At 73.5% G+C, this 22,720-nt stretch carries 21 protein-coding genes; 7 read left to right on the forward strand and 14 right to left on the reverse strand.

Annotation, left to right across the window (positions count from 1 at the left end; translation table 11 throughout):
- Positions 1–7: 7 nt before the first annotated feature.
- The 4 genes from NX794_RS28675 to NX794_RS28690 are packed head-to-tail and all read left to right on the forward strand — an operon-like array spanning position 8 to position 2,367.
- Positions 8–1,252 (forward strand): beta-ketoacyl synthase N-terminal-like domain-containing protein, encoded by a 1,245-nt coding sequence (locus NX794_RS28675; RefSeq protein ID WP_258782167.1) that lies wholly within the window; start codon positions 8–10, stop codon positions 1,250–1,252.
- A 20-nt stretch (positions 1,253–1,272) separates the two neighbouring features.
- Positions 1,273–1,527: an acyl carrier protein gene (locus NX794_RS28680; protein ID WP_258782168.1), complete on the forward strand. Its 255-nt coding sequence runs from the start codon at positions 1,273–1,275 to the stop codon at positions 1,525–1,527.
- Position 1,528: 1 nt separating this feature from the next.
- A complete protein-coding gene (locus tag NX794_RS28685) occupies positions 1,529–2,008 on the forward strand; it encodes an SRPBCC family protein (protein WP_258782170.1) in 480 nt (159 codons plus the stop codon).
- A gap of 23 nt (positions 2,009–2,031) precedes the next feature.
- A complete protein-coding gene (locus NX794_RS28690; protein ID WP_258782172.1) occupies positions 2,032–2,367 on the forward strand; it encodes a TcmI family type II polyketide cyclase in 336 nt (111 codons plus the stop codon).
- A gap of 76 nt (positions 2,368–2,443) precedes the next feature.
- Here NX794_RS28690 and NX794_RS28695 read toward each other — a convergent pair whose 3' ends face one another.
- The 6 genes from NX794_RS28695 to lipB all read right to left on the reverse strand — a co-directional run bounded on the left by NX794_RS28695 (position 2,444) and on the right by lipB (position 8,313).
- Positions 2,444–3,508, reverse strand: a complete 1,065-nt coding sequence (locus NX794_RS28695) for a methyltransferase (protein ID WP_258782173.1) — start codon at positions 3,506–3,508, stop codon at positions 2,444–2,446.
- A gap of 64 nt (positions 3,509–3,572) precedes the next feature.
- Positions 3,573–4,664: a right-handed parallel beta-helix repeat-containing protein gene (locus NX794_RS28700; RefSeq protein WP_258782174.1), complete on the reverse strand. Its 1,092-nt coding sequence runs from the start codon at positions 4,662–4,664 to the stop codon at positions 3,573–3,575.
- Between the two features lie 588 nt (positions 4,665–5,252).
- Positions 5,253–5,942: a DUF4191 domain-containing protein gene (locus NX794_RS28705; protein WP_258782175.1), complete on the reverse strand. Its 690-nt coding sequence runs from the start codon at positions 5,940–5,942 to the stop codon at positions 5,253–5,255.
- Positions 5,943–6,002: 60 nt separating this feature from the next.
- A complete protein-coding gene (locus tag NX794_RS28710) occupies positions 6,003–6,200 on the reverse strand; it encodes an SCO2195 family GlnR-regulated protein (RefSeq protein WP_258782177.1) in 198 nt (65 codons plus the stop codon).
- Positions 6,201–6,430: 230 nt separating this feature from the next.
- Positions 6,431–7,396 carry a lipoyl synthase gene (gene lipA / locus NX794_RS28715; protein WP_258782179.1) on the reverse strand — a complete coding sequence of 322 codons (966 nt, stop codon included), beginning with the start codon at positions 7,394–7,396 and terminating at the stop codon, positions 6,431–6,433.
- A gap of 119 nt (positions 7,397–7,515) precedes the next feature.
- Positions 7,516–8,313: a lipoyl(octanoyl) transferase LipB gene (lipB, locus tag NX794_RS28720; RefSeq protein ID WP_258782181.1), complete on the reverse strand. Its 798-nt coding sequence runs from the start codon at positions 8,311–8,313 to the stop codon at positions 7,516–7,518.
- A gap of 240 nt (positions 8,314–8,553) precedes the next feature.
- On the opposite strand from lipB, the gene NX794_RS28725 reads away from it, so the two are divergent.
- Complete coding sequence (locus tag NX794_RS28725; RefSeq protein WP_258782183.1) at positions 8,554–10,014, forward strand: NsdA family TPR-like regulatory protein; 1,461 nt, start codon at positions 8,554–8,556, stop codon at positions 10,012–10,014.
- A gap of 21 nt (positions 10,015–10,035) precedes the next feature.
- Here the strand turns inward: NX794_RS28725 and NX794_RS28730 are convergent, their stop codons facing one another.
- Both NX794_RS28730 and NX794_RS28735 read right to left on the reverse strand, forming a co-directional pair.
- Positions 10,036–11,400 (reverse strand): NAD(P)/FAD-dependent oxidoreductase, encoded by a 1,365-nt coding sequence (locus tag NX794_RS28730; RefSeq protein WP_258782186.1) that lies wholly within the window; start codon positions 11,398–11,400, stop codon positions 10,036–10,038.
- Positions 11,401–11,634: 234 nt separating this feature from the next.
- A complete protein-coding gene (locus tag NX794_RS28735) occupies positions 11,635–12,531 on the reverse strand; it encodes a TIGR01777 family oxidoreductase (RefSeq protein ID WP_258782187.1) in 897 nt (298 codons plus the stop codon).
- 82 nt (positions 12,532–12,613) lie between these two features.
- On the opposite strand from NX794_RS28735, the gene NX794_RS28740 reads away from it, so the two are divergent.
- Positions 12,614–13,138 (forward strand): GNAT family N-acetyltransferase, encoded by a 525-nt coding sequence (locus NX794_RS28740; RefSeq protein ID WP_258782188.1) that lies wholly within the window; start codon positions 12,614–12,616, stop codon positions 13,136–13,138.
- A gap of 43 nt (positions 13,139–13,181) precedes the next feature.
- Here NX794_RS28740 and NX794_RS28745 read toward each other — a convergent pair whose 3' ends face one another.
- Together NX794_RS28745 and NX794_RS28750 are read right to left on the reverse strand one after the other, a co-directional pair.
- Positions 13,182–14,669: a phenylacetate--CoA ligase family protein gene (locus tag NX794_RS28745; RefSeq protein ID WP_258782189.1), complete on the reverse strand. Its 1,488-nt coding sequence runs from the start codon at positions 14,667–14,669 to the stop codon at positions 13,182–13,184.
- 90 nt (positions 14,670–14,759) lie between these two features.
- The gene (locus tag NX794_RS28750) at positions 14,760–15,944 is read right to left on the reverse strand and encodes a MarP family serine protease (protein WP_258782190.1); all 1,185 of its coding nucleotides are present in this window, start codon (positions 15,942–15,944) and stop codon (positions 14,760–14,762) included.
- Positions 15,945–16,100: 156 nt separating this feature from the next.
- Here NX794_RS28750 and NX794_RS28755 point away from each other — a divergent pair, with 156 nt between their 5' ends.
- The gene (locus tag NX794_RS28755; protein ID WP_258782191.1) at positions 16,101–16,964 is read left to right on the forward strand and encodes a peptidoglycan recognition protein family protein; all 864 of its coding nucleotides are present in this window, start codon (positions 16,101–16,103) and stop codon (positions 16,962–16,964) included.
- Here NX794_RS28755 and NX794_RS28760 read toward each other — a convergent pair.
- The 4 genes from NX794_RS28760 to NX794_RS28775 all read right to left on the reverse strand — a co-directional run bounded on the left by NX794_RS28760 (position 16,931) and on the right by NX794_RS28775 (position 22,556).
- Positions 16,931–17,449, reverse strand: coding sequence for a DUF4240 domain-containing protein (locus NX794_RS28760; protein ID WP_258782229.1), 519 nt, complete (start codon positions 17,447–17,449; stop codon positions 16,931–16,933). The two genes, NX794_RS28755 and NX794_RS28760, sit on opposite strands and share 34 nt — an antisense overlap.
- A 56-nt stretch (positions 17,450–17,505) precedes the next feature.
- Positions 17,506–18,498: a helix-turn-helix transcriptional regulator gene (locus NX794_RS28765; protein ID WP_258782192.1), complete on the reverse strand. Its 993-nt coding sequence runs from the start codon at positions 18,496–18,498 to the stop codon at positions 17,506–17,508.
- A gap of 452 nt (positions 18,499–18,950) precedes the next feature.
- Positions 18,951–21,662: a pyruvate dehydrogenase (acetyl-transferring), homodimeric type gene (gene aceE / locus NX794_RS28770; protein WP_258782194.1), complete on the reverse strand. Its 2,712-nt coding sequence runs from the start codon at positions 21,660–21,662 to the stop codon at positions 18,951–18,953.
- A 270-nt stretch (positions 21,663–21,932) separates the two neighbouring features.
- Positions 21,933–22,556 (reverse strand): GntR family transcriptional regulator, encoded by a 624-nt coding sequence (locus NX794_RS28775; protein ID WP_258782195.1) that lies wholly within the window; start codon positions 22,554–22,556, stop codon positions 21,933–21,935.
- Between the last annotated feature and the right edge of the window lie 164 nt (positions 22,557–22,720).

The raw sequence follows: 22,720 nt of genomic DNA on the forward strand, positions 1-22,720 counted from the left end.
CAGACAGATGAGCGAACCACAGGACCGGCCCGCGGCCATCACCGGCATCGGTGTGGTCGCGCCCAACGGCACCAGCACCGACACCTTCTGGAAGGCCACCCAGGAGGGCGTCAGCGTCCTCGACCGGGTCACCCGCGAGGGCTGCGAGAACCTTCCGCTCAAGGTGGCCGGCGAGGTCCGCGCCTTCGACCCGGCGGACACGATCGAGGAACGCTTCCTCGTCCAGACCGACCGGTTCACGCACTACGCCATGGCCGCGGCCGACTTCGCGCTGGCGGACGCCCGGCTCGGCCAGGCCGACACCTCCGCGTCGCCGTACTCCATCGGCGTGGTCACCGCGGCCGGCTCGGGCGGCGGCGAGTTCGGCCAGCGCGAGCTCCAGCGACTGTGGGGCAAGGGCAGCCGGTTCGTGGGCCCCTACCAGTCCATCGCCTGGTTCTACGCCGCCAGCACCGGCCAGGTCTCCATCCGCCGCGGCTTCAAGGGCCCCTGCTCGGTCGTCGCCTCCGACGAGGCCGGCGGCCTGGACGCCCTCGCGCACGCGGCACGGGCGGTGCGCCGGGGCACCGACGCGATCGTGGCCGGCTCCACCGAGGCCCCGCTCGCGCCGTACTCGATGGTCTGCCAGCTCGGCTACGACGAACTGAGCCGGGAGACCGACCCCACCCGGGCCTACCGTCCCTTCACCGACGCGGCCTGCGGGTTCGTGCCGGCCGAGGGCGGCGCCATGCTCGTGGTGGAGTCCGCGGCCGCCGCCCGGGAGCGCGGGGTGGAGGTCCGGGCCGTCATCGCCGGGCACGGGGCCACCTTCACCGGCGCCTCCCGCTGGGACCGGTCCCGCGAGGGCCTCGCCGAGGCCATCCGCAAGGCGCTCGCGGACGCCGACTGCGCCCCGGAGGAGGTCGACGTGGTCTTCGCCGACGCCCTCGGCGTGCCGGCCGCCGACCGGGCCGAGGCGCTGGCCCTGGCCGACGCCCTCGGCGCGCACGCCGCCCGGGTGCCGGTGACGGCACCGAAGACCGGGATCGGCCGCGGCTACTGCGCGGCGCCCGTGCTGGACACCGCCGCCGCGGTGCTCGCGATGGAGCACGGCCTGATCCCCCCGACGCCGAACGTCTTCGACGTCTGCCACGACCTCGACCTCGTGACCGGCCGGGCCCGGCCCGCCGAAGCGCGGACCGCGCTGGTGCTCAGCCGGGGCCTCATGGGGTCGAACTCGGCGCTGCTGCTCCGGCACGGCGCCGGCAAGTGAGACAGCAAAGGAGGAGAGCAATGCCCCAGATCACCGTCGAGGAACTCGCCACGCTGATGAAGAAGGCCGCCGGGGTCACCGTCAGCCCCCAGCAGCTCCAGGAGAGGCCGGACACCGGCTTCGAGACGCTGGGCGTCGACTCGCTCGGCCTGCTCGGCATCGTCGGCGAGCTGGAGAACGCGCACGGCACCCCGATGCCGGTGGACGCCGAGCGCTGCAAGACCCCCCAGCAGTTCCTCAACCTCGTCAACACCACCCTGATGGCAGGAGCCTGAGATGGCAGGACACACCCAGAACGAGATCACCATCGCCGCGCCCCTCGACCTGGTCTGGGACATGACCAACGACCTGGAGCGCTGGCCGCAGCTCTTCAGCGAGTACGCGTCCGTCGAGGTCCTCAAGAAGGAGGGCGAGAAGACGACGTTCCGGCTCACCATGCACCCGGACGACAACGGCACCGTGTGGAGCTGGGTCTCCGAGCGCGAGCCGGACCGCGACTCCCGCACCGTCGTCGCGCGCCGCGTGGAGACCGGGCCGTTCGCCCACATGGACATCCACTGGAGCTACGAGGAGGTCCCGGCCGGCACCCGCATGGTGTGGACCCAGGACTTCGCGATGAAGCCGGACGCGCCGGTCGACGACGACTGGATGACCGACAACATCAACCGGAACTCGAAGGTCCAGCTGGCCCTCATCCGGGACAAGATCGAGAAGGCGGCCGCCGGTCACCGGCCCGCCCCGGCCCTGGCCGACTGAGCCGGACGACAGGAGACACGACCGTGCACCAGGCCCTGATCGTCGCCCGCATGGCCCCGGGTTCCGCCCCCGACATCGCGAAGGTGTTCGCGGAGTCCGACCGCGGAGAGCTGCCGCACCTCGTCGGGGTCACCCGGCGCAGCCTCTTCCAGTTCGGCGACGTGTACATGCACCTGATCGAGTCGGAGCGTGAGCCGGGACCGGCCATCGCCAAGGTCACCTCGCACCCGGAGTTCCGGGACGTCAGCGAGCGCCTCACGGCGTACGTCAGCGCGTACGACCCGGAGACCTGGCGGTCCCCGAAGGACGCGATGGCGCAGCGCTTCTACCTCTGGGAGCGCGACGCCGCCCGCGCCTGAGTCCCTCTTCCGGCCACCGGTGCCGGGCCCGCGTCCGACGCGGGCCCGGCACCGGTGTGCCGCGGGGACGGTCAGCTCATCCGCGGACCGTGCACTCGAACGCGTGCAGGTACGGGTTGACCGGCCGGACCTCGCCGACGGCCAGACCGGCCGCCTCCAGCCGCTCCACCATGCTCTTCCTGGTGTGCTTGGCGCCGCCCACGTTCAGCAGGAGCAGCAGGTCCATCGCGGTGCTGAAGCGCATCGACGGGGTGTCGTCCACCAGGTTCTCGATGACGACGACCCGGGTGCCGGGACCGCCCGCCTCGATCACGTTGGCCAGCAGCCGGGCGGTGGACTCGTCGTCCCACTCCAGGATGTTCTTGATGACGTAGACGTCCGCCTTCACCGGCACGGACACCCGCACGTCACCGGGCACGATGTGCGCGCGCTCGGCGAGGTCGCCGCCCGGCCGCAGCCGCGGTACGGCGTTCTCCACGACCCGGGGCAGGTCCAGCAGGTGGCCCTCCATCGCCGGGTACTTGTCCAGCAGGCTCGCCACCACGTGGCCCTGGCCGCCGCCGAGGTCCGCGACGGAGGAGGCGCCGGACAGGTCGAGCAGCGCGGCCACGTCCCGCGCCGACTGCTCGCTGGACGTGGTCATCGCGCGGTTGAAGACGTCGGCCGACTCGGGGGCTTCCTCGTTCAGGTAGACGAAGAACTCCTTGCCGTACAGGTCCTCGACGACGTTCCGGCCGGAGCGGACCGCCTCGTCGAGCCGGGGCCAGGCGTCCCAGGTCCACGGCTCGGTGCACCACAGCGAGATGTAGCGCAGGCTGTTCGGGTCGTCCTCGCGCAGCAGCCGGGACATCTCGGTGTGCGCGAACGTCCCGTCGGGGCGCTCGGCGAAGACGCCGTAGCAGGACAGGGCGCGCAGCAGCCGGCGCAGCGGCTTCGGCTCGGTGCGCACCGCGGCCGCGAGGTGCTCCACGGTCATCGGGGCGTCCCCGAGGGCGTCGGCGACGCCCAGCCGGGCGGCGGCGCGGACGGCGGCGGCACAGGCCGCCCCGAACACCAGCTCCCGCAGCCGCATCGACGGCGGGGGCGAGGGGGGCGCGGGCTGCCCGTGCGGAGCGGACAGTTCGGCGGATGGTGCGGTCATGTGCCGCCTTCCTTCCTGGCATGGGCCCTGGGCGGGCCCGGGGTGGGGGAGTCCGGCCGTCCGGTCAGCACAGACCCGCGGGCCTGGAGGCCCGGCAGGTGTTGCCTTCGAAGACGTTGCGGCTCTTGGCGGTCTCCTGGTTCACCAGGTCGGCCGGGGTGTTGTGCTCCAGGCGGTTGCCGGTGACCCGGTTCTTCTCGCTGGTGACGCCCACGAAGCTCTTGAACAGGACGATGCCGCCGGACAGCGGCGACTTGCCCGAGTGCCCGGTGACGACGTTCCGGGTGACCGTGACCTTCTCGGCGCCGGTCAGCACGATCCCGGAGCCCTGGAGGAAGGGCAGCCGGGCGGTCTTCGGGCAGTACTTGTTGTTGTTCTCGACCCGGTTGTCGCTGACGGTCAGCGCGCCCGCCTTGGGCTTGTTCTCGTCGCCGACGACGAAGACACCCGCGCAGTTGCCGGTGAGGTAGTTGCCCTCGACAGCGAGGTCGCGCAGCCGGCGGACGGTCAGCCCGATCCGGTTGCCCTCCAGGTGGTTGCCCGTGACCCGGGTGCCCTTGGTGTCGCGGGCGCCCTCCTCGGCCTTGACGTTGTTCGCGAGGAACAGGCCGGCGTCGCCGTTGCCCCGGGCGGTGTTGTCCTGGAAGTCGCCCCGGGTGGAGTGCTCTTGGGCGATGCCCCACTGCCCGTTGTCGTCGGCGGTGACCCGGCGCACGGTGAGCCGGTCGGTCCCCATGGACCACACCCCGGTCCGCGAGAACCCGGCGACCTTGAGGTTCGCGACGGTGACGTCCTTGAGGGCCTTGTTCTTCCCCCCGACGACACAGATCCCGTTGCCGCCTTCGAGACAGCTCACGGAGGCCTTGGCGGCGGACTTCCTCTTGGCGGCCGCCTTCTTGGCCGGAGGCCGGATGACCGTGCGCTCACCCATGCCGCGAAGGGTCAGCCCCGCCGTCCTCACGGTGACGCTCTCGCGGTAGGTGCCGGCCGTCACGAACACGGTGTCACCGGACTTCGCGGCGTTCACCGCCTTCTGGATCGACTCACCGGGATGCACCACGAGAACCTGATGGGCGGCGGACGCCGGAGTGGTGCCGACGAGCCCGCCGAGGAGCGCCGTCGTGCATGCGATGTACGTGATATGGCGTTTTGTCACATTGCGAAGGCTAGAAGCGCATGACCCGACAACCCGCCGGATACTCCGTTCGGCGGCGTGTCACCGGGCCCTGGCGGTTCGGGCAGAGTAGGGCCACGCCGACGACTCGTACCGCCTTCGAAGAGCTGCCCGCAGACGTGCTTGCCGCCGTCGAAGGGCACATGGGCCGGAACCACCGGGCCGAGGCCGTGTCCGGCGGCCTGAACAGCGAGATCGCGGCCCGCCTGCATACCGATGCCGGCGCTTGCCACGTCACGGGTTTGCGCTCGGATCACCCTCGGGCGTGGACTCAGCGCCGGGAAGCGGAGGTGAATTCCTACCTCGCGGGCATCTCCCCTGAATTGCTGTGGAGGATCGAGGAGAGCGGCTGGGATCTGCTCGGCTTCGAGCCGGGGACTGATCCCGGTACGGAGCCGGTTGCGGAGTTCGCTGCCGAGGAGCCTCCAGGGCATGCGACGGCGCCCCCGTGTCGTCGTCACACGAGGGCGTCGCCAAGGAGTGCGGGCGGCGGTATGCACATGCCCTCGGGCACCGGGCCCAAGGGCACGGGCATGTTGTCCATCAGGTCGCCCAGGATACGGACCGTGCTCAGCGGCCCTTCGGCATGCGCATGCCCTTGGGCATCGGGCCCTTCGGGACCGGCATGTTGCTCATCAGGTCGCCGAGGGCGCGCAGGCGGTCGTTGGTGGCCGTGACCTGGGGGCCGGTGAGGACGCGGGGGAACTTCAGGAGGGTGGTGCGGAGCTTCTTCAGCTCGACCTGGCCCTCGCCGGTGCCCACGATGACGTCGTGCACGGGGACGTCCGCGACGATGCGGTTCATCTTCTTCTTCTCGGCGGCCAGCAGGGACTTCACCCGGTTCGGGTTGCCCTCGGCCACCAGCACGATGCCGGCCTTGCCGACCGCGCGGTGCACCACGTCCTGGCTGCGGTTCATCGCCACCGCCGGAGTGGTCGTCCAGCCCCGGCCGATGTTGTCCAGGACCGCGGCGGCGGCGCCCGGCTGGCCCTCCATCTGGCCGAAGGCGGCCCGCTCGGCCCGGCGGCCGAACACGACCGCGGTGCCCAGCACGGCGACCAGCAGACCGAAGATCCCCAGGTAGACCGGGTGACCGATCAGGAAGCCGATCGCGACGAAGACGGCGAGGATCCCGATGCCGACGGCCGCGAGTACAAGACCGATCTTCTTGTCGGCCTTGCGGGTCATCTTGTACGTGAGGGCGATCTGCTTCAGTCGCCCTGCGTTCGCGGCGTCCGCCGCGGTGTCCTTCCTCGCCATGCCACGAAGTCTACGTGGCCCACGGAGCGCCGACGACGGCAGTGCCCCGTGATCCCGGCGTCAGGGACGGGTGGCCGCCTGCTCCAGCACCCGCTCGGCCTCGACCCGGTCCTTCGCCCGGCGGCGGTCCTCCAGCACGGAGGTCCAGGCGTTGCGCCGGGCGGTGCGCTGGCCGGCGCTCATGAGCAGGGACTCGACGGCCCGCAGGGCGTCGGTGACGGACGGGATGGCGGTGGCGCGAACCGGCGCGGCCTGCATGATCGAGGTCCCCCCTCGGAACGGGTGGTGTACGGGGCGTGATACCAGAGTCACTGAATGGTGTTACCAGGGCGTGACCGACCGGTCAAACGCACATGAAACCTTGATACGGAACCCGGAAACGCTGACGCGGCCCTGACGGTCGCCCTCATCAGCGAGGACGTTCAGGGCCGCGTCGTCTCGGCCATTACTGGCCGGTAACTGCTTGTGCGTGATTTCACACGCTGGACTCACACCGCCTGGGCGGCGATGTACGCGCCACGCTTCTCGACGGCCATCCGGTACAGCCGCCCGGCACGGTAGGAGGAGCGCACCAGCGGGCCGGACATCACTCCGGAGAAGCCGATCTGCTCGGCCTCCTCCTTCAGCTCCACGAACTCCTGCGGCTTCACCCAGCGCTCGACGGGGTGGTGGCGCACCGAGGGGCGCAGGTACTGGGTGATGGTGACCAGCTCGCAGCCCGCGTCGTGCAGCTGCCGCAGCGCCTCGCCGACCTCCTCGCGGGTCTCGCCCATGCCGAGGATCAGGTTCGACTTGGTCACCAGGCCGAAGTCGCGGGCCTCGGTGATGACCTTCAGGGAGCGCTCGTAGCGGAAGCCGGGGCGGATCCGCTTGAAGATCCGCGGGACCGTCTCGACGTTGTGCGCGAAGACCTCGGGCCGGGACTCGAAGACCTCGGCGAGCTGCTCCGGGACCGCGTTGAAGTCGGGGGCCAGCAGCTCGACCTTGGTACGGCCGTCCTCGCGCTCGGCGGTCTGCCGGTGGATCTGGCGCACGGTCTCGGCGTAGAGCCAGGCGCCGCCGTCCTCCAGGTCGTCGCGGGCGACGCCGGTGATGGTGGCGTAGTTCAGGTCCATGGTGACCACGGACTCGCCGACCCGGCGCGGCTCGTCACGGTCGAGCGCCTCGGGCTTGCCGGTGTCGATCTGGCAGAAGTCGCAGCGCCGGGTGCACTGGTCGCCGCCGATGAGGAAGGTCGCCTCGCGGTCCTCCCAGCACTCGTAGATGTTCGGGCAGCCGGCTTCCTGGCAGACCGTGTGCAGGCCCTCGCTCTTCACAAGGCCCTGCATCTTCGTGTACTCGGGGCCCATTTTCGCCCGCGTCTTGATCCACTCGGGCTTGCGCTCGATGGGGGTCTGGCTGTTGCGGACCTCCAGGCGCAGCATCTTGCGTCCGTCGGGTGCGACTGCGGACACGACCGGCTCCCTGTGACTTCGATTCTTCGGCGTACACCAGGGTACGCCCGTGCTCCACGCGCCCTGCCGCTCAGGCCAACCCCGCAACCGCAGGGCGCATTCCCCGGGACGGGGCCGAGTCAGGCGGTCGCCCGCTCGATCTCCCGGGGCCTGAGGTCGGCGTTCTCCAGGATGTCCCGCAAGTGCCGCTCCACCACCGGCAGTACGTCCTCGACCGTGATCGCGCGGCCCAGTTCGTTCGCGAGCGAGGTGACGCCCGCGTCCCGGATGCCGCACGGGATGATCCGGTCGAACCAGACGTTGTCCGGGTTCACGTTGAAGGCGAAGCCGTGCATCGTGACGCCCTTGGCGACCCGGATGCCGATCGCGGCGATCTTGCGGTCCTCGCGCCGCTGCCCCGCGTTGGAGGGGGCGTACTCCGGGCCGTTGAGCCGGGGGTCGAACTCCTCGTCGGTCAGGCGGGGGTCGAAGTCGAGGGAGAGGCCCCCGAGCGCCGGCCGCCGCTCCACCGGGTCGCCGAGCACCCAGACGCCACTGCGGCCCTCGACCCGGGTGGTGTGCAGGCCGTACTCCGCGCAGGTGCGGATCAGGGCCTCCTCCAGCCGCCGGACGTGCGCGACCACGTCCACCGGGCGCGGGAGCTTCTGGATCGGGTAGCCCACCAGCTGCCCCGGCCCGTGCCAGGTGATCTTGCCGCCGCGGTCCACGTCGATCACCGGGGTCCCGTCCAGCGGCCGCTCGCTGTCCGCGGTGCGCCGGCCTGCCGTGTACACCGGGGGGTGCTCCAGGAGCAGGACGGTGTCCGGGACCTCGTCGGCGAACCGGGCCGCGTGCACCCGGCGCTGCTCGTCCCAGGCCTCCTGGTACGCGACGGCGTCCGCTCCGAACCCCATACGGACGAACCGCAGACCACTCACGGCAAGCGCCTCCCTCGGTGACCGGTGTGTCAGGCGCGTCAAGCGCCCACGCCACTGTACGTCCGACCGGCGGACGTCAGCCCCGAGGGCAATCCTCACACGATCGGATGAATGCCCGTCGAAGCGTGCGATCACCTGCTCACTCTCCGCTACATTCGCGCCGTTCGTGAGGCCATAAGGGCTGCTCAAAGGCAATCCGGGCACTTCAGCAGGCCCGGAAGGCAGGAGACCGCACCGCAGATGACGGACCGACCCGCGCAGCGCACCCCCAACCGCCAGCTCGCCGCGCTCATCGCAGAGGCTGGGTTCTCCAACGCGGGTCTGGCCCGACGCGTCGACCAGCTCGGCCTGGAGCACGGGCTGGACCTCAGATACGACAAGACCTCGGTCACCCGCTGGCTGCGCGGCCAGCAGCCGCGGGGCACGACGCCCGCCCTCATCGCCGAGGTGTTCACGCGCCGGCTCGGGCGCCGGCTCACGGCACAGGATCTCGGTCTGGACGCCTGCGCGCCGGTGTACGCCGGGCTGGAGTTCGCGGCCACCCCGGAGGAGGCCGTCGACATCGTCGCCGGGCTGTGGCGCAAGGACTCCGGCAGCCACGCCGAGCTGCGCAAGATCGCCTTCACCCCGGCGGGGCTCGTGGTGCCCAGCCGGGACTGGCTGATCGGCAAGCCGGACGACAGGGTGGCCCGGGAACCGGCACCCCGGGTGCCCCCGCAGGGTCGGCCCGCCGCGACCCGGGTCCCGGCGCCGCCGCTCGCGCCACGCACCCGGGCGGCGGCCGAGCGCGGTCCCGGCCACCGGGTCGGCGGCGGTGACATCGCCGCGCTGCGCTCGGTGGGCGAGCTGTTCCGCACCCTCGACGACCGCTTCGGCGGCGGGCACGCCCGGCAGGCGCTGGTGCGCTACCTGGAGCACGAGTGCGAGCCGATGCTGCGCGGCAGCTACGACGAGCCGACCGGCCGCCGCCTCTTCGGCGCCGCCGCCGACCTCACCCGGCTCGCGGGCTGGACGTCGTACGACATCGCCGCGCACGGCCTCGCCCAGCGCTACTTCGTCCAGGCGCTGCGGCTCGCCCAGGCGGCCGGCGACCGGGCCTACGGCTCCTACGTCCTGGTCACCATGAGCCGGCAGGCCGTCTACCTCGGGCACGGCAGGGAGGCCGTCCAGCTCGCCCGGGTCGCCCAGCAGGGGGTCGGCACCGGGGCCGCGCCGGTCGTCCAGGCACTGCTGCACGCCTCCGAGGCGCGGGCCCACGGGGTCCTCGGCGAGGTGCGGGCGTGCACGGCGGCGCTGGTGCGGGCCGAGCGGGCGCTGGACGCCGCCCGGCCCGGGGACGAGGTGCCGTACTGGGCCAGGTTCTTCGACGACGCCCAGCTCGCGGACGAGCTGGGGCACTGCCACCGGGACCTCCAGCAGTTCCGGGCGGCGGCCCAGCACGCCGAGCGCTCCCTCCAGCTGCGCGCCCCCGCCTTCGCCCGCAGCCGCCTCTTCTGCCGGGTCGTCCTCGCCACGGCCCGCCTGGGCCTCGGCGAACTCGACCAGGCCTGCGCCCTCGCGGCGGAGGCGGCGGGCCAGGCCCTGGAGATGCGCTCCGCCCGCGCGATCGAGTACGTCAAGGACTTCGAACGGCGCCTGGAGCCCTACAAGGACGCGGCCCCGGCGCGGGGGTACCGCGAGAAGGTGGCGGCGCTGGGGTGACCGGTGCGGTGGCCCCCGGTCTCACGCCGCCTTCGGCAGCCTCGGGGCCGGGTCCGCCGTGTGCAGGGAGCCGGTGGCGCCCAGGTCGGTGAGGAGGGCGGTGGCGGCGCGGTGGGCCGAGTGCAGGGCGCCCTGGACCGTACTGGTGTCGCGGTGGTCGCCGCAGACGTACAGGCCGGCCATGAGCCGCACCGGGCGGCGCAGGTCGTGCGGCGGGCGCATGGTCGGCACCGCCTGCGGGGTGTGGTGCACCGCCAGCGTCTCCCAGCGGCGCGTGGAGGTGCCGTAGAGCCGGGCGAGGTGGGTGCGGACGGCGGCGTCGAGGTCCTGCGGCGGAGTTCCCAGCACCGTCGAGGAGATCAGCGTCCGGCCCGCCGGTGCCCGGGTCGGGTCCACGGTGCTCAGCACCGCCGTGTGCGCCACCGGGCCGCCCCGGTCCGCGTCCAGCAGCAGCGAGGCGCCCGTGGCGAACGCCGCCGCCGGATCGTCGGTGGTGTGGTGCACCACCGTCACCGGGTGGAAGTCCGGCACCCGCAGCCCCGGCAGCAGCTCCGCCGCCGCCCGCGCGTCCGTGGCCAGCAGCACCGCCCGGCACCGCACCCGGCCGTGCTCGGCGGTGGTCACCGAGGTCGTGGCCACGGAGGTGACCCGGACGCCGGTGCGCACCGTGCCCGGCGGCAGCGCCCGCGCCAGCAGCTCCGGCAGCACGTCCGCGCCCCCCTCCGGGATCGCCAGCCGCCCCCCGGCGAAGGCCCGCAGCGCCAGGTCGGCACACCGGCTTGACGTGCTCAGCTCCGGGTCGCACAGCAGCGCGGCGAGCAGCGGGCGCAGAAAGCCCTCGATGGTCCGGGCCGGCACCCCGCGCCGGGCGAGCGCCTGCCCGGCCGGCAGCTCCGGGCGGGACAGCAGCCGTTCGACCGGCGCCGTGGCGATCCGGCCCAGCGCGGCGCCCAGCCGGGCCTGGTCCACCGCGCCGCCCACCGGCGCCCCGGTCCGCCCCGGCGGCACCGCCCCGCCCCTGGGGGCGCTCGCCAGGGCGCGTACCGCATGCAATGCGCCCCTCGCGCTCCCGCCGCCCGCCGGGGCGCCCGCGCGCTGGGCGCGGCCGTCCCGGTGCAGCAGCACGCCGGGCGCGAACCGGCGCAGGGGCAGGGCGTCCAGGCCCGGGGTCAGGCGCAGTTCGGGGGAGGACGTGGACAGCAGCTGTCCGACGCGGTCGAGCCGGAAGCCGTCGATCTTCTCCGTCGACATCCGGCCGCCGGTGTAGGGGGCGGCCTCCAGGACCGCCGTGGTGATTCCTGCGCTGGTCAGCCGATGAGCCGCCGAGAGTCCGGCGATCCCGGCTCCCACGATGACGACGTCCACCTGGTACGCGGGCTCAAGCACGAGGCCCCTCCTGTGGTTGCGCGGCCGGTGGAGGCGTCATGCCCCCAACTGGCTCCGGGGATACCCGAGTTCGGCTTGAGGGTAGGCCCGCTACCGGTCAGTAGCAGTCGCGCATCGACAGAGCACGGTCGCATGGAGGTCGCATACGGTCACATTCGTTCGCAGCCGTTACGGTCACATCCGGAGCCCGGCGAGACCACCGCCCGGCACCGCCGACCCCGGCCGCCCCGCCGCTCACCCCGCCGCGCGGATCGCCTCGTCGATGCCGGGGAACGCGAACCGGAACCCCGACTCCAACAGCCGCCGCGGCACCACCCGCTGGCTGCCCAGCACATCCCCGGCCAGCTCGCCCAGCGCCGCCCGCAGCACCGGCGCGGGCACCGGGAACGGCGTCGGCCGGTGCAGCACCCGCCCCATCGCCGCCGTGACCTCACGGTTCGTCAGCGGCTCGGGCGCCGTCAGGTTGAACGGCCCCGACAGACCCTCGGTCTCGATCAGATGCCGGATCGCGGCCACCTCGTCGTGCAGCGCGATGTACGACCAGTACTGCCGCCCGTCGCCCAGCCGCCCCCCGAGCCCCGCCCGGAACAGCGGGAACAGCCGCCCCCACGCCCCGCCGCCGCGCGCCACGACCAGCCCCGTGCGCGCGAACACCGTCCGGATGCCGGCCTCCCGCACCGGCTCCGCCGCCTCCTCCCACTCCACGCACAGCCCCGGCAGGAACCCGTCGCCCGGCGCGGCGCTCTCGTCCACCGCCCGGTCGCCGGTGTCGCCGTAGAAGCCGATCGCGCTGCCGCCCACGAACACCCGCGGCGGCTCCGGGAGCGCGGCCGCCGCCTCCGCCAGCGTGGCCGTGCCCAGCACCCGGCTCTCCCGCAGCAGCCGCTTGTACTCCGGCGTCCAGCGCCGGTCGCCGATCCCCGCCCCGGCCAGGTTCACCACCGCGTCGCAGCCGATCAGCCCGGCCGCGTCCACCGACTGCCGGGCCGGGTCCCAGCGCACCTCCCCGGGGCCCCGGGGCGCCCGGCGCACCAGCCGTACCACCTCGTGCCCGTCGGCGGTCAGGGACCGCACCAGAGCGCTGCCGATCAGACCGGACGCGCCGGCCACCGCGATACGTGAACGTTCCATGACCCCAGCATCCCCCCACGGCCGCGCGCAACGCCCCCGAACCCGCCGCGGCCGCCCCGGACGCCCGCCGTAGGGTGACGTCATGTCCGAGCCGCCCATACCCACCGAGCCGGTCCTGCGCGCGGCCCGCCCCGCCGACGACGCGGAGCTGGCCGCCCTCGACCGGGCCACCTGGTCCCCGCTGCACGCGGTCGTCCCCGCGCCGGAGCCGCCGTACGCCCCCTTCTTCGACGAGCGGCACCAGCCGGCGGACTACCTCGTCGCCGAACGCGCCGGTGTCCCCGGATCGCCCGCCCGCCTCGTCGGGTACATCCGCCTCGCGCACCCGACCCCGCTCGCCTCCAACGCGCACGTCCTCGCCGTACAGGGCTTCGCCGTCGCCGAGGAGGCCCGCGGGCTCGGCGTCGGGCGCGCGCTGGTGCGGGCCGCCGTCGAGGAGGCGCGCCGGCGCGGCGCACGCCGGCTCACCCTGCGCGTCCTCGGCCACAACACCCCGGCCCGGGCCCTCTACGAGTCCGAGGGCTTCACCGTGGAGGGCGTCCAGCCCGAGGAGTTCCACCTCGACGGCGGCTACGTCGACGACGTCCTCATGGGCCGTCGGGTGTGAGACGCGGGGCGGTCCGACGAGCGCCAGGCCCCCGCGCGCGGGCTCAGCCGGTCCGCGTGTAGCGGTGCTTCACGCCGACCGGGAAGTACTCGGGGTCGCCGTGCGAGCGCAGCCGCACCAGAGGCGGCTGGAGTTCGGCGGGGACGTAGTGCGCGTACTCGCTGTTCTGCTCGCGCAGCGCGGCGAGGAGCGAGTCCGAGGTCCCCTCCGTCCGGACCTCGGCCGGGGAGTGGCCCGGAGCGACCTCCGCGGTGACGCGCAGCCGGGGCCGTTCGCCGTCCTGGATCTCCATGACGAACTTCCCGGTGAGATACGGGTAGCAGCCGTCCCGCTCCAGGCCCGCCGCGATGGTCTCGGGGAAGATGTTGGCGCCGTACATGGACAGGGCGAACAGCGGGCGGCCGAAGAGCCAGACATGCGGAGCCGCCGCACCCGGGGCTGCCGGGGGTACCGGAACGGCCGCCCGCGCGCACCGCTCGGCCAGCGCCTCCCGGCTCGCCGCCCCTCCCGTGTCGCCCAGCGTGTAGCGCACCAGGGGCACCACGCCGTCCGTGGTCAGGAAGAGTTCGCCGTCCACCGAGTCGAAGTGACGCAGGGCCGGGTCGTACTCCATCAGGGACGGCAGCCGTTCGGAGCCGAACACGGCCGGGGCCGCTCCCGCCGTGGCGGAGACGGCGCGGCGCAGCCGAATGCTCGCCGGGGTCTCGTAGGCGAGCACACCGGCGTCCGCGGTGCCGTAGAGCCCGGCGGTGGCCGTCTCGGGACTGACGATGCCCGCGCGCTCACACACCGTGTCGCGCCAGGTCTCGCTGAACACCTCGCCGGCGAACACGAGGTGCATGCCGTAGCGCTCCCAGGGCACGCCGGCGGCCCGTCCCGCGTCGACCACGTCCTTCAGGAACGGCGGATAGCCCAGCAGGACGGTCTGCTCGGCGAGCGGAGCCAGTGACCGGACGGCCCGCAGCACGGCCGTGACATCGTTGCCGGGTGCCGCGACGGTCAGGATCAGCCCGGTCCGCGCCAGGTGCTGGAGGCACTGGAGCGTGTAGAGGCCGCCGACCCAGGAGCCGAGGGGGAAGCAGACCACGGCGAGGGTGTGACGCCTGTCCGCGCCGAAGGTTCCGGCCAGTACGCGGCGGAAGGGCGTGGCCGCGTTCTCCTCGTCGTCGAGGCGGCGCGGCCAGACCGTGGGCGTGCCGGACGAGCCGGAGGACATCGACACCATCTGCACGGTGCGCGGGTCGCCGTCGCGGCACCGCTCGGCGAGCGGGAAGGCGTTGATGTAGCCGGGCTTGTCCATGGCGGGCAGGCCGGACAGGTCCGAGGGCTGCAACGCCGAGGCGTCGACACCCCGTTCCGCCAGGAAGCGCCGATAGGCGGGGACGGTCCGCGCCGCCCCCGCGGCGAATCGTCCCCAGCGTGCGATGCCCGCGCTGTCGCTCATCTTCTCGGCGTCCTCGTCCGTACTCGTCGTTCCGGCGGCGGCTGCCGCGGTGGCCGCGGTGCCGTGCTCCACCGGCTGGGTGCCCACCCTAGGCACGCCGACGACGCGGAGACGGGGCCGGGACGGGGAAGTGTGCGCGGTGAGGACAGAGGCCTGCGCCGCCCGACCGGGCTGGCCCTAGGAGTCGACCAGTTCGCCCGTGTCCACCGGGGCCGTCGCCGTGGCGCCGGCGCGGGCGTCGGCCGCCACCTCGGCCGCCGTCAGTACGTACCCCGTCGCGGCGTCCGAGGTGGAGCGGGCGAAGACCACCCCGAACACCCGGCCGTCCGTGGTCAGCAGCGGTCCGCCCGAGTTGCCCGGCCGGACCGTGGAGCGGACCGAGTAGATCTCCCGGGTGACCGCGCGGTCGTTGTAGATGTTCTGCCCCGTCGCCCGCACCCGGCCCGCCACCGTCGCCGCCTGGAGGTTCAGCGCGCCGTCCTGCGGATAGCCGGCCACCACCGCCGAGTCCCCGCGCACCGCGCTCGTGTCGAACCGCAGCACCGGCGCCCGCAGCCCCGGCACGTACAGCACCGCCACGTCCCGGTCCGGGTCGAAGAGCACCACCCGCGCCTCGTACGACCGCCCGACCCCGCCCACCCGCACGGTCGGCCGGTCGATGCCCGCCACCACGTGCGCGTTGGTCATCACATGCCGGGCGGAGTAGACGAAGCCGCTGCCCTCCCGGCCCTCCGCGCCCGCCGCGCCCTCGATCTTCACCGTGCTCAGCCGGGCCGCGCGCGCCGCCGCCGGGGTCACGCTGTCCCCGGTGGGCTCGGGCACCCGCGCCGTCGACTCGTTCTCGAACGGGTTGAACACCTGCGGAAAACCGGCCTCGGTCAGCGCCGAGGTGGCCCGGGAGAACCACGCCGGTGTGGCGTCCGGCATCGCCCGCTGCACCGCGCCCAGCAACGCCGAGTCCCGGATCGCCGTACCCAGCGTCTGCGCCGGGGCCGCGCCCAGCACGCTCGCCGCCACCCAGGCCACGATCAGCACCGCCACCGAGTTCGCCGCCGCGCCGCCCAGCCCGTCCGCCACCCGCAGTGGCCCCCGGTCCAGCTCGCCGCGCAGCCGCAGCGCCAGCCGGCCCGCCAGCTCGTGCCCCGCCACCGCCGGCACCAGCACCGTCAGCACCGCGAGCACCGTCGCCCCCGCCGAACCGCGCGCCGCCATACCCGCCACCCACGGCAGCGCCCACACGCCGACGGCCGCGCCGCCGACGAACCCGGCGAGCGACACGCATCCGGCCACCAGCCCACGCCGGTAGCCCGACACCGCGTAACCGAGCATCAGGAGCACCAGCACCAGGTCGAGCAGGTCCACACAGCCGCCTTTCCGTCACCGGCACCGGGCGGCCACCGGGTGGTGCGCCGGCCACGCGTGCCTGTACCTCCGGAAACGTCCCGGACCAGGACGATGGTTCCACCAGGTGGCACAGTGCACATCGCGGGCACCGCACACCGCCCCGACAGTGGGGGCATGCGTGTCCTCCGAACAGCGCCCCGGTGGCCGGGGCGGCGCATCCGCGCCCTCCTGACGCTGCTGTGCTGTCTGCCCGGCCTCACCGCCGCCGGGGCGCTCGCCCTGTGTGTCCGGGGCGTGGAGCACTCCGCCGCCACCCGCCTCGACCGCACCGCGGGCCTGCGCGCCCCCGCGTCCGCCCACCGCGCGCCCCGGCCGCGCATCCTGCCCCGCGCCGCCTGGCTGGACCGCGCCACCGCGCACGCCCAGCCGCCGCCGCGCTACGACGACCGGGTCGTCGCCGTCTTCGTGCACCACACCGACTCGCCCAACGGGTACGCCTGCGCGGACGCGCCCCGGATCATCCGGCACCTGTACTCCGGCCAGACCGGCGTCCGCGGCTGGGACGACATCGGCTACAACTTCCTCGTCGACCGCTGCGGCACCCTCTACGAGGGCCGGGCCGGCGGCGTCGACCGGGCCGTCACCGGCGCCCACGCCCAGGGGTTCAACCACCGCACCGCCGGCATCGCCGCGCTCGGCACCTTCACCGCCGGTGTGCCCGTGCCGCAGGCCATGACCGACGCGATCGCCGCCCTGGCCGCCTGGAAGCTCGGCCTCGCCGACGTCGACCCGCGCGGTCGGACCCGGCTCGTCTCCAGCAACGGCCTCAGCCGCTACCGGGCCGGTGCCACCGCCGCCCTGCCCGCGGTGGCCGGACACGACGCCGGCTTCCGCACCAGCTGCCCCGGCGCCGCCCTGACCGCCCGGCTGCCCGCCATCCGGGCGACCGCGGCCCGCCTCCAGGGGCGCACGCCCGCGCCGCCGGTACCGGCCGGGGCGGGCTCTCACTCCCGGAACCGGTCCCAGAGCCGCGGATAGCGTTCGGCGAGCGCCCGCTCGTCCTCGAAGTCCACCGGGGTGCCCGCCGGCTCGGCCGGTGCCGGGGCGATGCCCAGGTCCGGGGCGACCGTCCCGGTCAGCTGCTCGTACGCCTCGTCCGCCGCGTACCCCAGGTCCTCCGCGTCGCCGTCGAACTCCTCGTCGAAGTCCGCCAGCAGCTCCGCCAGCGCGTCCGGGTCGTGCAGGGCGCCCTCGAAGACCTCCCGGCCCTGGCCGATCAGCCAGCACCGGAAGAAGTCGAAGGCGTCGTCGCTGCAGCCGTCCAGCAGCACCCAGGCGGCACCCCACAGGTCCCAGCGGTAGGCGCGGTTGTAGCGGGCCTCGAAGTGCCGGGCGAAGTCCAGGACCAGGTCGGGATCCAGCCGCAGCAGCCGGTCCACCAGCACGTCGGCCTGCTCCTCCGGGTCGCCCTCGGCGGCCTCCCGACCGGCGTCGATCAGCTCCCAGAACTCCGTCTCGTCCATCACGGCACCAGCATCGGGCCTGGGCCGGTGGCCCGCACGCGGAGTACCGCGAACCATCACCGGACGCCCCCAACCCCGCCGCCGTACCGGGCCGCGAGCCGGGCGGCGTCGGCGGCGAACCGCTCCCGCAGCCCGGCCGGCGCCAGCACCTCCGCCTCCGGGCCGAGCGCGGTCAGCTGCGCGTGCGCGACCTCCTCCGACTCCACCGGCAGCGTCGCCGTCACCCACCCCTCGGCGTCCGGCCCGCCCGCGCCGGCCAGGCCCTCCCGGGCGGCCGGCGGATCCATCACGTGCGGCAGCCTGCGCACCCCGTCGGGCGACAGCCGTACGACCACCTCGGCGCGCAGCAACGACCGCGCGAACCGCTCCGCGTGCCCGGCCCAGTACCCCGGCAGATCGAACCCGGGCTCCCGGTCGAACCCCTCGTCGAGCACCTCGACACCGGTGAACCGGTCGATCCGATACGTCCGGAACCCGCCCCCGCCGACCACCCGCGCGCACAGATACCAGACCCCCGCCTTCAGCACGAGCCCGTACGGCTCCAGCGCCCGCTCCACTTCCCCGGCGCCGCGCCGGTAACGGGCCCCGACGCGCCGGTCCGCCCACACCGCCTCGGCGAGCGCGGGCAGCAGCACCGGCGTCTCCGGCTCCCGGAACCAGGCGGGCGCGTCCAGATGGAACCGCCGGGCGGCACTGTCCGGGGCGTCCCGCAGCGACGGCAGCAGGGCCGCGGACACCTTCAGCCGGGCCGCCGACGCCGCGTCCTCCAGCCCCATCTCCCGCAGCGCCCCCGGCACCCCGCTCAGGAACAGCGCCTCCGCCTCCCCCCGGGCCAGCCCCGTCAGCCGCGTCCGGTACCCCCCGACCAGCCGGTACCCACCAGCCCGCCCCCGGTCCGCGTACACCGGCACCCCCGCCTCCGACAACGCCTGCGCATCCCGCGTCACCGTCCGCTCCGACACCTCCAGCTCCCGCGCCAGCTCGGCAGCGGTCATCACCGGCCGTGCCTGAAGCAACAGAACCATCTTGATGAGGCGAGCCGCACGCATGGGGTCATGATGCCGGGGGGCACTGACAGGGGGCGGGGCGGACGGAGACGGCGGAAGAGGAACGCGCCGGTACGAAGAGTCCCGGAGTCGCGGAGCGGCGGACAGAACGCGCGGGAGCCTCTCGGAGCACGCGGCTCGTGTCCGCCCAGATGGCGCGCGACCAGGACCGAGGCGACCGGCGGCGCGGTCGCCACCGGCGGCGTGGTGCCGGGGTGACCGGTGTGACCAGGAGTGCCGAATCGCTGCGGCCGGCGGGCGGCGCCGGGCCGGCCGGTGGCGCCGGGCCGGGAAGACCGGCGCCACCCAGCCGGGGCGACCGCCGACCGCCGGCCGTCAGCCCGCGTGACCGCCCGCGTCACCCCGGCGCGGCCGTAATCCCGGCCGGCCACGCACACGCGTGCGGCGGGGAGAAGGGCGCCCCCTCTCCCCGCCGCACGCGAGCGTTCGCCGGACTACAGCCCGTACTTCTCCCGGGCCTCCTTCACCGCCGTCGCCTTGACCTCGCCGTGCCTGGCGAGCTGGGCGAGGGCGGCGACGACGATGGACGGGGCGTCGACGCCGAAGTGGCGGCGGGCCGCGTCGCGGGTGTCGGAGAGGCCGAAGCCGTCGGCACCGAGGGAGGAGTAGTCCTGCTCGACCCACTGGGCGATCTGGTCCGGGACCTGGCGCATGTAGTCGGAGACCGCGAGGACCGGGCCCTCGGCGCCCTGGAGGGCCTGCCGGACGTACGGCACGCGCTCCTCGCCGCGCAGCAGCGCCGCGTCGGCCTCCATGGCGTCCCGGCGCAGCTCCGTCCAGGAGGTCGCCGACCACACGTCCGCGGCGACGCCCCAGTCCGCAGCGAGCAGCCGCTGCGCCTCAAGGGCCCAGTGGATCGCCGTACCGGAGCCGAGCAGCTGGATGCGGGGAGCGTCGGCCGGGGCGGTCACGCCCGCGGACTCGGCCGTGTTGAAGCGGTACAGGCCCTTGACGATGCCCTCGTCGATGCCGGGGCCCGCCGGCTTGGCCGGCTGCGGCAGCGGCTCGTTGTAGACGGTGAGGTAGTAGAAGACGTTCTGGTCCTCGCCCGGCTCGGCCTCGCCGTACATCCGGCGCAGACCCTCGCGCACCAGCACCGCGATCTCGTAGGCGAACGCGGGATCGTACGTCAGCGCCGCCGGGTTGGTCGCGGCGATGACGGGGGAGTGGCCGTCGGCGTGCTGGAGGCCCTCGCCCGTCAGCGTCGTACGGCCGGCCGTCGCGCCGACGAGGAAGCCGCGGCCGAGCTGGTCGCCGAGCTGCCACATCTGGTCGGCGGTGCGCTGCCAGCCGAACATCGAGTAGAAGATGTAGAACGGGATCATCGCCTCGCCGTGCGTCGCGTACGCGGTGGACGCGGCGATGAAGTCGGCCATCGAACCGGCCTCGGTGATCCCCTCGTTGAGGATCTGGCCGTTCTCGGCCTCCTTGTAGTACATCAGCTGGTCGCGGTCGACCGGCTCGTACGTCTGGCCCTTGGGGGAGTAGATCCCGAGGGAGGGGAAGAGGCTCTCCATGCCGAAGGTGCGCGCCTCGTCCGGGACGATCGGCACCCAGCGCCTGCCCGTCTCCTTGTCGCGGACCAGGTCCTTGACCAGGCGGACGAAGGCCATGGTGGTGGCCACGTTCTGCGAGCCGGAGCCCTTGTCGAAGGAGGCGAACGCCTTCTCGGCGGGGGCCGGCAGGGGCGCGAGGGCGTGCGTGCGGCGGGCCGGGGCCGGGCCGCCGAGGGCCGCGCGGCGCTCCTGGAGGTAGCGGACCTCGGGGGAGTCGGCGCCCGGGTGACCGTAGGGCACCACGCCGTCGCTGAAGTCGCTGTCCTTGATCGGCAGGTCCAGCAGGTCCCGCATCGCCTTGAACTCGTCCACCGTCAGCTTCTTCATCTGGTGGTTGGCGTTCTTCGACGCGAAGCCCTCGCCGAGGGTGTGGCCCTTGACCGTCTGGGCCAGGATCACGGTTGGCGCGCCCTTGAACTCGACGGCGGCCTTGTACGCGGCGTAGACCTTGCGCGCCTCGTGACCGCCGCGCGAGAGGTGGAAGCACTCCAGGATCTTGTCGTCGCTCAGCAGCTTCGCCAGCTCGACGAGCGCCGGGTCCTTGCCGAAGAAGTCCTGGCGGATGTAGGCGGCGTCGCGCGTCTGGTACGTCTGCACCTGCGCGTCCGGCACCTCGCGCAGCCGGCGGACCAGCGCGCCGGTGGTGTCGAGCTGGAACAGCTCGTCCCAGGCCGAGCCCCACAGCGTCTTGACGACGTTCCAGCCGGCGCCGCGGAACTGGGCCTCCAGCTCCTGCACGATCTTGAAGTTGGCGCGGACCGGGCCGTCCAGGCGCTGCAGGTTGCAGTTGATGACGAAGGTGAGGTTGTCCAGACCCTCACGGGCGGCCAGCGCGAGGGCGGCCGTCGACTCGGGCTCGTCCATCTCGCCGTCACCGAGGAACGCCCACACGTGCGAGGCGGAGACGTCCTTGATGGCGCGGTTGGTGAGGTACCGGTTGAACCGCGCCTGGTAGATCGCGGAGAGCGGGCCGAGGCCCATCGACACCGTCGGGAACTCCCACAGCCAGGGCAGCCGGCGCGGGTGCGGGTACGACGGCAGGCCGTTGCCGCCCGCCTCCTGGCGGAAGTTGTCCAGGTGGTGCTCGTTCAGGCGGCCGTCGAGGAAGGCGCGGGCGTAGATACCGGGGGAGGCGTGGCCCTGGATGTAGAGCTGGTCGCCGGAGCCGGCGGCCTCCTGGGACTCCTTGCCCTTGAAGAAGTGGTTGAAGCCGGTCTCGTACAGCCAGGCGGCGGAGGCGAAGGTGGCGATGTGGCCGCCGACGCCGTGCTTGCTGCCGCGGGTCACCATCGCCGCCGCGTTCCAGCGGTTCCACGCGGTGATCCGGGCCTCCAGCTCCGGGTCACCGGGCAGGGCCGGCTCCGCGGAGGTGGGGATGGTGTTGACGTAGTCCGTTTCGAGGAGCTTCGGCAGCGCGATGCCGCCCGCCTCGGCGCGCTCCAGCGTGCGCCGCATCAGGTACGCGGCGCGGTGCGGCCCGGCCTCCCGGGCGACGGCGTCCAGGGAGGCCTGCCATTCGGCGGTCTCCTCCGGGTCGCGGTCCGGGAGCTGGTCGAGCGCGCTCGGCTGGATGGCGTGGGGGTCGGTCATGTCGCCGCCTTCCTCAGTCGAAGGGGGTTCCCTCATCGTCAAGGGTTCGGGGGTGCCCTAGGTCTTTGGCAGGACAGGGCGGGGACTTCGGTGGAAGTCCGTCGGTGACTGTAACCCCCTGATCGATGATCGATCAAAGGGTTGAGGGGCAAAACCTCTCGATGACGAGAAAGTAGGCACCCGGTGCCTGCGAAATGGGCACCCGGTGCCGTGTTGGATCAGGGTTTTCGCAGGTGAGCGGGGGGATGCTCCGGTGCGTGAGAGAGGTGCTCAGGGACGCGGGGCGCAGCCCAGCACGTGCGCCTTCACCAGCTCCGCGATCCGCGGGTCCCGCCGCTTGAACGCCTGCACCAGCTCCTCGTGCTCCTCGGCGTACGACTGCTGCACCGTCCCGAGCCAGCGGATGGACAGCGCCGTGAACACCTCGATGCCGAGCCCCTCCCAGGTGTGCAGCAGCACCGAGTTGTCGGCGGCGCGCACGAGTTCGCGGTGGAAGCCCACGGTGTGCCGGACCTGGCCGGTGCCGTCGGCGTCCCGGTCGGCCTCGTACAGGGCCAGCACGTGCGGCTCCAGGGCCGTGCAGTCCTCGGCGAGCCGGTCGGCCGCCAGCTCGGCCGCGATGGCCTCCAGACCGGCCCGCACCGGATAGCTCTCCTCCAGGTCGGCCGCCGTCAGGTTCCGCACCCGCACGCCCTTGTTCGGCGCCGATTCGATCAGCCGCAGCGACTCCAGCTCCCGCAGCGCCTCCCGTACCGGCGTCTGGCTGACCTCCAGCTCGGTCGCGATCCGCCGCTCCACGATCCGCTCCCCCGGCTGCCAGCGCCCGCTGACGATCCCCTCCACGATGTGCTCGCGGATCTGCTCGCGCAGCGAGTGGACGACGGGCGCGGTCATGGGGGCTCCTCCCGGGGGCTGACGTTTAGACAATACGGGGGCTTCGCATCCGGAGTGGGGGGAGTGGGCGTGCTGTGGCGCAGGTGAGACGAGACTTACACGCTTCGTGTGCCGCCACACACGGACACCCCGCCCGGATCGCTCCGGGCGGGGTGCCGCACTGC

This window comes from Streptomyces pyxinicus, from assembly GCF_024753135.1.
GTDB lineage: Bacteria > Actinomycetota > Actinomycetes > Streptomycetales > Streptomycetaceae > Streptomyces > Streptomyces pyxinicus.

What these genes read in the sequence shown, in the direction of transcription:
- NX794_RS28675 (WP_258782167.1), top strand. Translation starts at nt 8, where the DNA reads ATGAGCGAACCACAGGACCGGCCCGCGGCCATCACCGGCATCGGTGTG.
- NX794_RS28680 (WP_258782168.1), top strand. Translation starts at nt 1,273, where the DNA reads ATGCCCCAGATCACCGTCGAGGAACTCGCCACGCTGATGAAGAAGGCC.
- NX794_RS28685 (WP_258782170.1), top strand. Translation starts at nt 1,529, where the DNA reads ATGGCAGGACACACCCAGAACGAGATCACCATCGCCGCGCCCCTCGAC.
- NX794_RS28695 (WP_258782173.1), bottom strand. Translation starts at nt 3,508, where the DNA reads ATGACCGCACCATCCGCCGAACTGTCCGCTCCGCACGGGCAGCCCGCG.
- NX794_RS28705 (WP_258782175.1), bottom strand. Translation starts at nt 5,942, where the DNA reads ATGGCGAGGAAGGACACCGCGGCGGACGCCGCGAACGCAGGGCGACTG.
- NX794_RS28710 (WP_258782177.1), bottom strand. Translation starts at nt 6,200, where the DNA reads ATGCAGGCCGCGCCGGTTCGCGCCACCGCCATCCCGTCCGTCACCGAC.
- NX794_RS28725 (WP_258782183.1), top strand. Translation starts at nt 8,554, where the DNA reads ATGACGGACCGACCCGCGCAGCGCACCCCCAACCGCCAGCTCGCCGCG.
- NX794_RS28735 (WP_258782187.1), bottom strand. Translation starts at nt 12,531, where the DNA reads ATGGAACGTTCACGTATCGCGGTGGCCGGCGCGTCCGGTCTGATCGGC.
- NX794_RS28740 (WP_258782188.1), top strand. Translation starts at nt 12,614, where the DNA reads ATGTCCGAGCCGCCCATACCCACCGAGCCGGTCCTGCGCGCGGCCCGC.
- NX794_RS28755 (WP_258782191.1), top strand. Translation starts at nt 16,101, where the DNA reads ATGCGTGTCCTCCGAACAGCGCCCCGGTGGCCGGGGCGGCGCATCCGC.
- NX794_RS28760 (WP_258782229.1), bottom strand. Translation starts at nt 17,449, where the DNA reads ATGGACGAGACGGAGTTCTGGGAGCTGATCGACGCCGGTCGGGAGGCC.
- NX794_RS28765 (WP_258782192.1), bottom strand. Translation starts at nt 18,498, where the DNA reads ATGCGTGCGGCTCGCCTCATCAAGATGGTTCTGTTGCTTCAGGCACGG.
- aceE (WP_258782194.1), bottom strand. Translation starts at nt 21,662, where the DNA reads ATGACCGACCCCCACGCCATCCAGCCGAGCGCGCTCGACCAGCTCCCG.
- NX794_RS28775 (WP_258782195.1), bottom strand. Translation starts at nt 22,556, where the DNA reads ATGACCGCGCCCGTCGTCCACTCGCTGCGCGAGCAGATCCGCGAGCAC.